10 protein-coding genes are annotated in these 12,031 nt (G+C 41.5%); 4 read left to right on the top strand and 6 right to left on the bottom strand.

Features of this window, described 5'->3' with window-relative positions:
* Positions 1-126: 126 nt before the first annotated feature.
* On the bottom strand, positions 127-804 hold the full coding sequence (gene mtgA / locus FTU16_RS04530; protein WP_078193019.1) for a monofunctional biosynthetic peptidoglycan transglycosylase: 678 nt from the start codon (positions 802-804) through the stop codon (positions 127-129).
* Between the two features lie 78 nt (positions 805-882).
* On the opposite strand from mtgA, the gene FTU16_RS04525 reads away from it, so the two are divergent.
* On the top strand, positions 883-1,707 hold the full coding sequence (locus FTU16_RS04525; protein ID WP_180113048.1) for a rhomboid family intramembrane serine protease: 825 nt from the start codon (positions 883-885) through the stop codon (positions 1,705-1,707).
* A 129-nt stretch (positions 1,708-1,836) separates the two neighbouring features.
* Here the strand turns inward: FTU16_RS04525 and FTU16_RS04520 are convergent, their stop codons facing one another.
* Both FTU16_RS04520 and FTU16_RS04515 read right to left on the bottom strand, forming a co-directional pair.
* On the bottom strand, positions 1,837-4,338 hold the full coding sequence (locus FTU16_RS04520) for an ABC transporter permease (RefSeq protein WP_180162788.1): 2,502 nt from the start codon (positions 4,336-4,338) through the stop codon (positions 1,837-1,839).
* Positions 4,335-5,066, bottom strand: coding sequence for an ABC transporter ATP-binding protein (locus FTU16_RS04515; RefSeq protein WP_180162787.1), 732 nt, complete (start codon positions 5,064-5,066; stop codon positions 4,335-4,337). The genes FTU16_RS04520 and FTU16_RS04515 overlap by 4 nt, the downstream gene beginning before the upstream one ends.
* Positions 5,067-5,077: 11 nt before the next feature.
* On the opposite strand from FTU16_RS04515, the gene FTU16_RS04510 reads away from it, so the two are divergent.
* Complete coding sequence (locus FTU16_RS04510) at positions 5,078-5,707, top strand: arylesterase (RefSeq protein WP_078193022.1); 630 nt, start codon at positions 5,078-5,080, stop codon at positions 5,705-5,707.
* Between the two features lie 82 nt (positions 5,708-5,789).
* Here FTU16_RS04510 and FTU16_RS04505 read toward each other — a convergent pair whose 3' ends face one another.
* Entirely contained in the window at positions 5,790-6,404 is a 615-nt protein-coding gene (locus FTU16_RS04505) for a carbonic anhydrase (protein WP_078189941.1), read from the bottom strand.
* A gap of 334 nt (positions 6,405-6,738) precedes the next feature.
* Between FTU16_RS04505 and FTU16_RS04500 the strand changes: the two genes are divergently transcribed.
* Positions 6,739-7,779 (top strand): alpha/beta fold hydrolase, encoded by a 1,041-nt coding sequence (locus tag FTU16_RS04500; protein WP_373683886.1) that lies wholly within the window; start codon positions 6,739-6,741, stop codon positions 7,777-7,779.
* A 46-nt stretch (positions 7,780-7,825) separates the two neighbouring features.
* Positions 7,826-8,833 carry a hypothetical protein gene (locus FTU16_RS04495; RefSeq protein WP_168379238.1) on the top strand — a complete coding sequence of 336 codons (1,008 nt, stop codon included), beginning with the start codon at positions 7,826-7,828 and terminating at the stop codon, positions 8,831-8,833.
* Between the two features lie 37 nt (positions 8,834-8,870).
* On the opposite strand, the gene FTU16_RS04490 is transcribed toward FTU16_RS04495, so the two are convergent.
* The gene (locus tag FTU16_RS04490; protein ID WP_180162786.1) at positions 8,871-11,066 is read right to left on the bottom strand and encodes a TonB-dependent siderophore receptor; all 2,196 of its coding nucleotides are present in this window, start codon (positions 11,064-11,066) and stop codon (positions 8,871-8,873) included.
* 230 nt (positions 11,067-11,296) lie between these two features.
* Positions 11,297-11,935, bottom strand: a complete 639-nt coding sequence (gene nfuA / locus FTU16_RS04485) for a Fe-S biogenesis protein NfuA (RefSeq protein WP_078189947.1) — start codon at positions 11,933-11,935, stop codon at positions 11,297-11,299.
* Positions 11,936-12,031: the final 96 nt, after the last annotated feature.

Below are 12,031 nucleotides of genomic sequence, written 5' to 3'. Positions count from 1 at the left end.
TGTGTGCTGTACTCAGTTTAGTATGCTTCAAATTTGTGACAATTTCATAAAAAAAGCCCATTAATATGAGCTTTTTGTTGTAATTCAAATCACTGCCATGCCATTTGACGAGTGTTTAGATCGTTCTTAATCTGGGATATGGCTATAACGCATATATTTTTGGATCATGCGCTTACGATAATTTAGCTTACGATCTTGTCGATTTTCATCATAATATTTTGGATTGGGTAAAATAGCCGCAATAAACGCTGCTTGCTCTCGACTCAAACTCCTTGAACTTTTACCAAAGTAGTGCTGTGTTGCAGCTTCTACGCCGTAAATGTTATCCCCAAACTCAACCGAGTTGAGATATACCTCTAAAATGCGTTGCTTCGTCCACATGCGCTCCATCATCCATGTTGCAACGGCTTCCTGCCCTTTTCGAATAAATGAACGCTTGTTATACAAAAATAAGTTTTTTGCCAATTGCTGAGAAATGGTAGACCCACCTGCGACTACTTTGCCTTTATCTTTATTGCGTTCTAAGGCATTTTGCATGCCTTCCCAATCAAAACCTTTGTGTTGTAAAAACTTGCCATCTTCCGCGGCAACAACAGCATGTTTGACATAATCACTGATTTGGTCGTAATCACGCCATTCATGCTTAATCGGTTTAGACGGCTCTGACCAATAATCTAATCGCATCATCATCGTGGATTCCACAGGATGTGTACGCCACCACACCAGACTACCAAAGATCCAAAGCTGCACCAAAAGCACAAGACTGACAAGAATTAACAATGTACGAACAATAAAGGCTTTCATGTCAGTGTGTTACTCCAGAAATTCTGTTTTTTCATGTTAAGCTTATTTTTAAATTTTTTGACACAGTACAAGAATAGCATGTCTGAACTCAGCCCTCCTGCTGTATCAACCCGTAAGCTGCAAATCCAACTGTGGTGGATCACGGCACTCTTAATTACCATCAATGTTGGACTCTTTGGCTGGCAAGTGTTGCATGGAATGAACGTAAGCCAACCCGACACACTGGATGCTTTGCGTTGGGGTGCTGATTATGCACCTTTAACCTTTTTAGAGGAACCCATCCGCTTATTCAGCAGTATGTTTTTTCATTTTGGCCTGATTCACTTGATGTTGAATATGTGGGCTTTGTATATTTTTGGCAGTGTTGCCGAGCAAATGTTAGGTCGTTTCTACTTCCTCGGCCTGTATGTTTTAGCCGGACTGATGGGAAGTTTATTGAGTGGGTATTTAACCATTCAGGACAGCTATGCATTATTGGCCGAAGGTGCAGCCAATCAGCAACTTTTTCCGAGTATTGGTGCAGGCGCATCGGGTGCAGTGATGGGTCTCGGTGCAGCGCTGACGATTATTTCGCTGCTCCCCATGTTACCTAAACAGCAATTTTATCTGGATAAAAAAACCTTATTGATGGTGATGGGGATTAACCTCGCGATGGGCTTTATGATTAGTGGGATTAACAATGCCGCGCATATTGGCGGCATGTTGATGGGGGCTGCGTTGGCTTTTATTTGGTATTTAGGACAAAAAGTACATCAATCCCTAATCATTCAAATGATCGGTCTAATCGCCGCAACTGTCGGATGCTATCTGTTTTATCTGCATTGCCAACAATTAATCCAACCGATTTTACCGCTTTGGGAACACTTTATCCTGCTGATGAAGCAATCGCTCACAGCACATTAAATAGTGGAATGAACCCAGTGGCTATCAACACAGACATGTTGAAAACACGTCAAATCTTGTCTAAATCCAAACTACGCACTAGGTTCTTGCTCCACTTTTAATTAGCTCAACCGTTAACCTTCTCCACGCTTAACTATTTAGTTCACGCAAACTTTCTAAGGGTGGGATGTCGCAAAGATAACTTAAGCGATAACGTCCGATCAATGTACAGACTAAGGTCATTACCAATGGGAGGATCAACCAAATTTCTGCATGTAGTTGGATGACCAGTTCCATTTTATAACTGACAATCGCACTGATTACTTCGGCAAAAATACACGCCACGACACCTGAAATTAGCCCCATCAAACCAACTTCCAAACTGAGCATCGACTTTAGCTTTTGCTTGGAACTGCCAAAGGAACGCAGTAATGCCACTTCTTTTTTGCGTTCATCCATAAATAAGTTCAAACATGCGATCAAGACCAAAATGCCTGAAATACTGACCAATAGCGCCAAGATAGTAATAATCTGAACCAATACACTGACGATGCGTTTGATCTCATCCAAAATTAGACTAACATCAATAAACACGGTATTCGAAAACTGCTGAATCAGATCAATTAACTGACTTTTATCTTGCGGTGGAACATAGAAACTCCCCAAATAACTGCCTGCATTTTCATCCATAGTTTGGGGAGAAAAAATAAAGAAGAAGTTTGGACTAAAGCTTTCCCACTCTACACTGCGAAGGTTGATCACCTTGGCTTGCAAAATCCCTTCAGGAAGGCTAAAACTCAGTCGATCTCCAATTTGAATACCGAGCTCTTGTGCGGTTTTCACTTCTACCGATACTTCATTGACCTGTTGAAACTGCTGATTGCCCGCGATGATTTGATTATCTTTTGGAAAAGTTGCAGCCTGTGTGAGATTCAATTCACGGCGTAATGAATTATTGCTTTTAATTAAGGCATCCGAAAAAGGGAGATCATTTTTGGCAACTAAACGCCCACGAATATTTGGGTACATCGGCGTCCCTTGCCAACCATGCAGCTTGAGTTGTTGATTAAAATCCTGTAACTCAAATGGCGGTAAACCATAGACAAATTGGTTAGGTGTCCCTTGTGGCAATTGTTGTTGCCAACGTTCCAGCAAATCCGTACGCAATACCGCTAAAACCGTGATCAGACTTAGCCCCAATGCCAATGCGGTAATTTGAAATGCCGTTTGATACGGTGTACGTATATACGCTGAGATTTTCGTCCCCCAACTTTTCAAGGCTTTCAAACTGAGCCAGACCATCATATATAGGCCAACACACAGGAAGATGATGGCGCAAATCAGCCACAGGGTGAGTTGTAAATTTTCAGTTAAAACCACACAAAACACCACCAAACTGAGTGTGCCGAAACTGAGCATCCAAAGCATGGAACGCACTGAACGCTCTTGTTGTCGTATCACCCGTGCAGGCGGAGTCCCTAATAATTGCCAAAGACTTGGAAGAACAAACCCTAATAGCACGATTGCACTGGTAAATATTGCGATTGGAAGCGGGCCAAGCAGCATGGAAAGGGCTGAAAACTCTAATTGTAAATTTGGAATCAGCTGTAGCATCAGTTGCAATAAGCCATAACCCAATCCCAGACCAATCAAACTTCCAAACAGGATTGAAAGCCCGAGTACTACCAACAGTAAAGCCAGATAAGCACTTAATATTTGCTGTTTGGTCGATCCAATACAGCGCATCAGTGCAATGGCATCCTGATTTTGTTGGACATAACGCTGGCTGGTTAATGCGATGGCGATGCCACAAAGTAAAATGGTTAAAATATTGGCCAACTGTAAAAACGTTTCTAGGTTGGCAATCGGCTTCATCAAGCGGGTATTGCCTTCACTGGCATTTCTCAGTTTTAAACTACTTTGAGCCGCATCTTGAACCTGCGCATGATCTGAATTAGCAGCACCACTTTCGCTTTGATCGCCAAATTTCTGCTTATACAGTTTTTCAAATCGCTGTGTATTTTGTGCATCTCCAGCCATTAACAGGCGATATTCAATCCGGCTTCCTACTTGGATGGCATTGGTTCTCGCCACCTCAGACTGCGCAATCATAACTGTCGGTGAAAAACCACTGAAACCGAGTTCCTGATTGGTGTCATGGATGATTTTGGCACTGACTTGAAAAGCAGCATCAGCAATATTGATCTGATCTCCAACCTTTACACCCAATAAATCCATGGCACGAGGACTTAACCAGACCTCACCTGCTTGTATAGAACGGTTTAGTTTCGGTTCTGTTTCGAGTTCACCTCGTAATGGAAATGCAGCATCAACGGCTTTGACATTAACCATGACAAATTGCTGATCAGTGTGCGCCATGCTGCTAAATAGCGTGACATTCGATTGTTTTAATTGCTGTGCTTTGGCTTGTTGTCGCCACTCTTGTGGAATTGGTTCATTGCCTGTGAGCACCAAATCTGCTGCCAACATTTCAGCAGCTTGTAGCGCTACAGCATTTTGAATTTGTACATTACTAAACTTTAAAGCCGTGGTGGCACTGATCGCCAAGGTTAGTGCGATCAATAATAAATACACACCCGTGGTTTTAAAACTCAGCTGTAAGAGTGGTCGAAACAGTGCCAAAAGATTCATGCAGCATCTCCTGTTCGATGCTCAATCAATTGACCATTGACCAATTCAAAATGGCGCTGACATTGACGGGCCAAATCGGCATCATGTGTCACCAATACCAATGTGGTTCCCATTTCACGATTTAACTGAAATAACAATTGTTCAATTTCCTGTGCCGTTGCACTGTCTAAATTACCTGTCGGTTCATCTGCAAAGATCAGATCGGGTTCACTCACCAAAGCACGGGCAATCGCAACCCGTTGCTGCTCACCACCGGATAAAACTTTGGGAGCTTGATGCGCTTGGCGTTCTAGTCCGACCTTTGCTAACAGTTTTAATGCTTTTTCTTCGGCGGCTTTGACCTGAAAATTTGCTTGTAGCCGTAGCGGCAGCATGACATTTTCCAGTGCCGTTAAATGTGGCAACAACTGGAAAGACTGAAAGACAAATCCAATATGAGCCAAACGGACTTGAGCACGCTGTTCTTCATTTAATAGATGAATGTCTTGACCACAGACCCGTAATTGTCCCGAACTAGCCTGATCTAAGGTCGCCAAAATACCCAACAAGGTGGATTTACCTGAACCAGAACGACCAGTAATCACAACTTGTTCCCCTGCAAAGATTTCAAGATCGAGTTGTTCGAAGATCGATAACTGTTTTTGTGGAAGTTGTATCTTTTGTGTCAATTGCTGTGCAGAAATAATCGCCTGTGGCATGATGTCAACATCTGTCGTGAGTTGGGTCATATCTTCCCTATATGCAAAATCGCATTCAAAATAATCGTCTATTGAGTTACTTGCTGGCTATTGCACTGATGTTCTGCCCGATGCTGCTCTCTGCCAAAACCATTATGATTTTGGGCGATAGCTTAAGTGCAGGTTATGGTGTTTCAGTGCAGCAAGGTTGGGTCCACTTATTACAAAAACGTCTAGACCAACAGTATCCGAAACAACATAAAGTGGTCAATGCAAGTGTCAGCGGTGAAACCACCAGTGGAGCTTTGGCACGACTGCCTAAACTGTTGCAAACTCATCGTCCAGACCTTGTGGTGATTGAGTTAGGTGGTAATGATGGTTTACGCGGACAGCCCCCTGCACAAATTCAAAAAAATTTAGCGCAGCTGATTCAAAAAAGCCAACAGGCCAAATCGAAAGTCATTTTATTTGGAATGAAAATTCCACCGAATTATGGCAAGGCATATAGCCAAGCTTTTGAAAATAACTATCAAGTGTTGAGCCAACAGTACAAAGTCAAATTATTGCCTTTCTTTATGCAAGGGGTTGCGGGACATAAAAACTTAATGCAACAAGATCAGATCCACCCGAATGCCAAAGCGCAAACAATTTTGCTGAACAATGCTTATCCATTGATCAAAGCAAGTTTATAAATTTAGTTGGTGAAAATCGGTTCATAAAAAAGGCGCTTCATTTGAGCGCCTTTTTTAATATCTTGTCTTTACTGTAATTTGCTTAGAAATCGTAGAAGCTTACTTCACCTGTTTCGAGTGAATACTCAGCGCCCACCACTTTTAATTTGCCTTGCGCAATTAAGTTTTCGAGGACTGCTGAACCATGACGCAGTTGATTTACTGATGCAAAAACGTTTGAACGTACTGCATGCATTGAAAGTTTTTCAAGGTCATCTTTCAATTCAGTTTGCATAAGTATTTCTACAGATGGACGAACGCGGTTCACAATCGACATCAAGTTCGCTGATGGCGGTGTCGCAGGGTTAGTTAAAGCTTCAATCGTAGAATGAATCGCGCCACAGTGTGTATGACCCAATACAATGACCACAGGACAACCGAAGCTTTCTGCTGCAAATTCCACGCTACCGACTTGAGACGGTGCCACAATATTACCTGCAACACGAATCACGAATAAATCGCCTAAGCCTTGGTCAAATACCATTTCAGCAGGAACACGTGAGTCTGAACACCCTAAAATAATCGCAAAAGGTTCTTGGCTTTCGGCCATTTCAGCACGTTGTTGATGCGTCAAAAGCTTTGGGTGATTCGTTTCACCGTTTACAAAACGTTGATTCCCTTTTTTTAAACGATCTAAAGCTTCTGCTGCTGCTAGCATGTTCTAATTACCCTTATCCGAAGTTGCAATATTTTAATCCCAGTCGAATCGATTGTCACTTGCAAAAACAATTGCTGTGAATTTTTTCTACGACGATGCAACTTGATAGAAAATGCTACTCCACATTCATCAAAAAAAATTATTTTTTCTGTAATGGTTCACATTATTAAACCGCAAGTTTAACCACATCAAAAAAGCAATGGATGACAAAGGTCATTTTTAATTTACAATATATTTCATAAATATACGCTTTTACTATTTCAGCCCATTCTGATAATAGTCATATAAATGATCTAAAAAATATATCGATTCGATTTAACTGGGGTAAACGTCAATGAAAGGACATCATTCACGCGTTTTTGGCTTTTTCAAGCTAGCAACAATTTGCTGTATGACGTTTACTGCCAACCATGCTTTGGCTGCAAATCCGTCTCCCATCAGCAAAAACCTGGCCGTACCTTCTATCGTGCAAAATTATTTGAGCCAAGAACGTAAAGCGGCTGGTTTAGTCACACACAGTGTTCAAGTCGGGAATGTGAATTGGAGTTATAGCGAAGGTGGTCAACGCTCTAAACCGACCATCTTGCTCATTCATGGTTTAGGCGGCACACGTGATAATTGGAACCGTGTTGCGCATTATTTAACACCGAACTATCACGTGATCATCCCTGACCTTCCGGCCAATGGCGATACCCATGTCCCTGTCGATTTTGATGTCTCTGTCCCGAATGTCACGGAACAACTACGCCAGTTTGTCCTTAAAATAGATATTGAAGATAAACTGAATGTTGCAGGTCACTCATTGGGTGGTTCCATTGCCACGGTATATGCCTCTCAATATCCTTTTGATACCCAAAGTTTATTTTTACTCAACAGCGCGGGCATTTATAAACAAGCCAATACCAGTTATACCCGTGACCCGTATAAACTTAAAAATTTAATCGTTTCAAAACCGGGGGATTTAGATGATGTTATGCATAAACTCATGCAGAATCCGCCTAATGTTCCGACACAGCTTAAAGAAGCGCAGGAAAATATCTTAATTGCGCGTGCGCCCTTCACCAGTAAAATGATCGATCAAGTCGTCACGCTCAATCGAATCTACACCCCTGAAACTTTTGCTCGTTTAACCCGAACGGTGGAAGCCCCAACCCTGATCCTTTGGGGCAAACAAGATAAAATCTTTAATGTTGAAGTGGCTAGCGAACTCAAGTCTTTACTGAAACGTGCGGAAACCCCAGTGATATTAAATAACGTCGGTCATATGCCAATCTTAGAAGCCGAACAACAAGTTGCAGACCATTACTTGCCTTTCCTTGCGAAAAGTCAAAAGTTTAAAAACCCTTTGGTAGATAAACTGATTCAGTTAAACTGAGCATTCGCCATTTTTAGATCCCCATCACTGGGACTTCAGGGAAAGTATGCAGAAAAACCCGATGATTGAGCAGTTGATTGACGCTCAACTGAACTTTTTAGATCAGAGCTTTTCACACAATGATACCGTAGCCACTGAATTCACCCATTTTTATCAATGGTTTCGTAAACAATCTTTGCAGCAGATTTGGAGTTTTGATCAAATCAATGCCTTGTTGCAGAAACAAATTTTAAATACCCCTGCAAGTCAATTTCTGATTGAGCAAATTGCTGAACATATCAAATTTGCACTGATTCATCCTGCAAATGACAGCACCACGATTGCCGAAATCATTCCTGTGTTGACCATTGATAAAATTGCACAGTATGTGGCGAGTAAACAGGGACATCGTCAACGTTTAATTCATACCATGGTCAACAATCCTGCATTTTCAGCCATGATCAGTCAGTTGATTCAACATGCGATACAAGATTATTTAGACAACTCAGTTATTGCGAAATCTGTCCCCGGTGTTTCACGATTTATGAAAATGGGGAAATCGGTACTGGAAAATGTCACTGATACCAATTTAGATAATGCAGTCAGCAAATACTTACAAAAGAATATTTTAAAGCTCAGTCAAATGAGTGAAACCGTGTTAAATCAGCACTTTGATGATCATAAGCTGTACCATTTTCAAGCCAATTTGTGGCATAAAATTAAAGCGCTGCCAGTTTCAGTATTAAAGAACTATGTTGAAGTTCAGGACTTGCCGCAAACAGTTGCCATGGGTCATGAAATTTGGGACTTTATGCGACAGTCTGAGTATATGAAACAGCAAGTGCATGATGGCGTATACGCTTGGTACGTGCGCAATGCAGAACGCCCTTTTGATTTATTGCTACGTGATTTAAATATTGATGAAGCACTGATTCAGCATGAACTTCAAAACTTACTCAATCCTATCGTACAACAGATGATAGAGTCGGGTTATATACGTGAGCGTTCACGTCTCTATTTAGAACAATTCTACTACTCAAGTGAAGCACTGAAAATTTTAAATATCCCAACATAAAAAAAGCCGCGTTAAGCGGCTTTTCTTTTAGAAATACTTAGAACTGGTATTTCAAACTTGCATAATAAGCTCGACCCGGCTCGTTATATGTTTGGTTGACCGTTTTATCACGCAGTTTTTGCTCCTCAAATAGGTTATTCACACCGATACGAGCACTTAAAGCCGCATTAAATTTATAACCAAAGTTAATGCCTGCAATGCCATAACTTTTCACGCTATCCATCGCCAAGCCATTTTTGCTTTCAAGACTAGTTTCTGCATATTGACGTGGTTTTTGACGACCATATTGGGTATAGACAAAGTTACTGTCTAATCGATCCGTGATGTTGTAGTTCAAAATAGAGTTTATGGTGTAATTTGGAATCACTGAAAGTGGATTGCCAGTACGTTTATCTTCAGAGTTGATCATATAGGTGACGTTATTGGTCCACGTGATATCACCCCAGTCCAAAGAAATACTTCCTTCAACACCTTCCACCAAGGCTTCTGGCGTATTCATCCAACGCAGTACATTATATGTTGTTCCATTTACTTCTAGTTCTTCTAGACGTGTATCCCCTGCAACGATCTTATTTTTATAATCATTACGGAACCATGCAAAGCTTGCATTTACGATGTCTTTTTCAAACTGTACACCTAATTCTTTATTCACTGAAGTTTCAGGTTTGAGATCGCCATTACCTTGTAATAAACATTGGCTCAGCCCAATTGGACAGCCATTACCGCGAGTGCTTAACAGATAACCTTCCGCATTTTGGTACATATTGGGTGCTTTATACGCCTTAGCTACACCACCTTTTAGTGTCCAATAGTCACCAAGTTTTTGCGTAATATTGAGACTTGGACTCCAGCTATCTCCCGATTTACTATGATTATCATAACGCAGTGCCAAAACAACATCGGTGCTTTCGCCCAAATTCATATTATTTTCAATATAGGCCGACGCAATCCGTGAATCCATTTGTGAACGGTCACCTGAAGTCAGCGCATCACCAAAACCGCCTGCGCCAGCTTGTGTATTAACCGTATCGGTAAAGTCATCTTCGACCCACTCAGTGCCTAAAGTTAATACTTGTGGGACATACCATTGGAACGGCAGATTGGCTTCTGCATTAAAGCGAATGGTTTCTAGATGTGACGTTTGTTTATTTTCAAGATTATTAATCTGACCCTCTGTACTACCGCCTGTACCTTCAGGTAAGCGCTTATTTTTGGTTTTGTCATATTGCGCTATGAGTTTACTGTCACCCCAACCCCACGTACCTTCATGAGTTAATGCAAAACTATCACGATAAATGGTATTGGTTTCTTCACCGATTAAAGCGGATAAAATTGGTGCTTTGTTTGGATCGGCTGGATCAAATACACTGTTTTGACTGTCGCCTGCAAAACGGTTGCCTTGGCGGCCAACACTTGCATCAAACATCAAGACTTGTTGATCATTCAACTGCCAAGCCAAGCGCCCAGCAATATCTTTATTCTCTACGCCTTCTCGACCCGCCATACGCGCGCCATTGTCCATTAAGGCATTAATATCCGCAGCATCTGAATCGGTTTTGTTATAACTACCGTATAACCGATATGAAAGGACATCTTTGAGAATTGGCCCGCTTAAGTTAAAGCTTTCACGGTGACTTGCGCCCTCTTTAGCGTCTTCAGGTTGATTGGTAAAAACTTCCACAGAGCCATGCACGTCGTTGGTCACTTTCTTGGTTTTAATATTGACCACACCACCCATCGCACCTGAACCATAACGCGCTGCTGCTGGACCACGCAGCACTTCAATCGATTCAATAGCATCCGCAGGTACCCAGTTCGAATCACCACGTGTATCACGCTCACCGCGCCAGCCATAACGTACTGAGTTTCTCGAATTTACAGGCTTGCCATCAATTAAGATCAACGTGTTTTCAGGCCCCATACCACGGATATCAATCTGACGGTTATTACCACGTTGCCCGGTGGCACTGTTACCAGTCAAATTCACACCCGGCATACGGCGCACATACTCTGAAATATCATTCACAACCGGCATTTTTTCTAAATCTTCTGCCGTAATTTTTGAAGCACCTAATGATTGTTTAACCTGTTCTGCTGCAGTAACAACAATGGTTTCCATCTTCGTTACGGATTCATCTGATGCTTCAGTTTGCACATCTTCTGCATGCGACAAACTTACCAATGCACAGAGTATTGAAAGTGTAAGCGTTGATTTGAATAGTTGTTTGGTCATTGAGTGCTTCCAAATGAACGTATTTATGGAGAAATCTTGAATATTGTGTTGCACATTGTAACTACCACGAACAATATTGCAACTAATTTTAATAATCATTCTCATTTATATTTGTGATATAGCTTATCATTTTGATGTAAAAACCCTAGAAATATCTAAAAATCTTCGTTTTTTTGATTTAGACAATAAAAAAGCCGCATCATTGCGGCTTTTTTATAACAATACTGAACTTATTTGAAATAAGCACCTTCAGTATTACTGTGATCCGTTTGGTCAACAACACGCATTAACTCAGGTACATGCTGCTTCAATGTTGTTTCAACACCTTGTTTCAGGGTTAAATCGATTGAAGAACAACCTTGGCAACCACCACCGAATTTAAGCACTGCAGTTAAACCATGTTCTGCATCTTCAACCACCTCTACCAATGCACAGTTACCACCATGACCTGCAAGTCCAGGGTTAATTTCTGACTGTAGAACATAAGTGATTCGCTCTTCTACAGAGGCATCTGGACCCACACGTGGCACTTTTGAGTTTGGCGCACGGAAAGTTAACTGACCACCAAAACGGTCTTTGTTATAGTCAATCACCGCATCCAAAAGATATGGAATAGACGGTGTGTCAATAAATGCAGGGAAATCTGGATAGTCTTGTTTATAGTCTGTAGGCACAACTTCTTCTGGTGCACTGTAAGCCATACAACATTCAGCACGTGGCGTACCCGGATTTTCCACAAAAACACGTACACCAATGCCCGGTGTATTTTGTTTATCCAAAAGATCTTTCAAATACTCTTGGGCATTTGGAGTGATCAATAGGTTTGGAATTTCTTCAGCAACTGCTGTGCTGTTGTTCTCAGTCGACATTACAATATTTCCTCAAGCTGAAGTCGCTATTTTAACTTAAGATGCGGGGCATTAGAAAAAAATCAACTAAAATTGTCGGAATTATTCTGAAAGTTC

It is taken from the genome of Acinetobacter sp. YH12069, from assembly GCF_013419675.1.
Lineage (GTDB): Bacteria > Pseudomonadota > Gammaproteobacteria > Pseudomonadales > Moraxellaceae > Acinetobacter > Acinetobacter amyesii.
The sequence above is the reverse complement of the archived record's forward strand: the minus strand, read 5'-3'. Positions and strand labels throughout refer to the sequence as shown.

Excerpts from the sequence above, each read along its gene's own strand:
- mtgA (WP_078193019.1), bottom strand. The coding sequence starts at position 804 with ATGAAAGCCTTTATTGTTCGTACATTGTTAATTCTTGTCAGTCTTGTG.
- FTU16_RS04520 (WP_180162788.1), bottom strand. The coding sequence starts at position 4,338 with ATGAATCTTTTGGCACTGTTTCGACCACTCTTACAGCTGAGTTTTAAA.
- FTU16_RS04505 (WP_078189941.1), bottom strand. The coding sequence starts at position 6,404 with ATGCTAGCAGCAGCAGAAGCTTTAGATCGTTTAAAAAAAGGGAATCAA.
- FTU16_RS04490 (WP_180162786.1), bottom strand. The coding sequence starts at position 11,066 with ATGACCAAACAACTATTCAAATCAACGCTTACACTTTCAATACTCTGT.
- FTU16_RS04510 (WP_078193022.1), top strand. The coding sequence starts at position 5,078 with ATGCAAAATCGCATTCAAAATAATCGTCTATTGAGTTACTTGCTGGCT.
- nfuA (WP_078189947.1), bottom strand. The coding sequence starts at position 11,935 with ATGTCGACTGAGAACAACAGCACAGCAGTTGCTGAAGAAATTCCAAAC.
- FTU16_RS04495 (WP_168379238.1), top strand. The coding sequence starts at position 7,826 with ATGCAGAAAAACCCGATGATTGAGCAGTTGATTGACGCTCAACTGAAC.
- FTU16_RS04525 (WP_180113048.1), top strand. The coding sequence starts at position 883 with ATGTCTGAACTCAGCCCTCCTGCTGTATCAACCCGTAAGCTGCAAATC.
- FTU16_RS04500 (WP_373683886.1), top strand. The coding sequence starts at position 6,739 with ATGAAAGGACATCATTCACGCGTTTTTGGCTTTTTCAAGCTAGCAACA.
- FTU16_RS04515 (WP_180162787.1), bottom strand. The coding sequence starts at position 5,066 with ATGACCCAACTCACGACAGATGTTGACATCATGCCACAGGCGATTATT.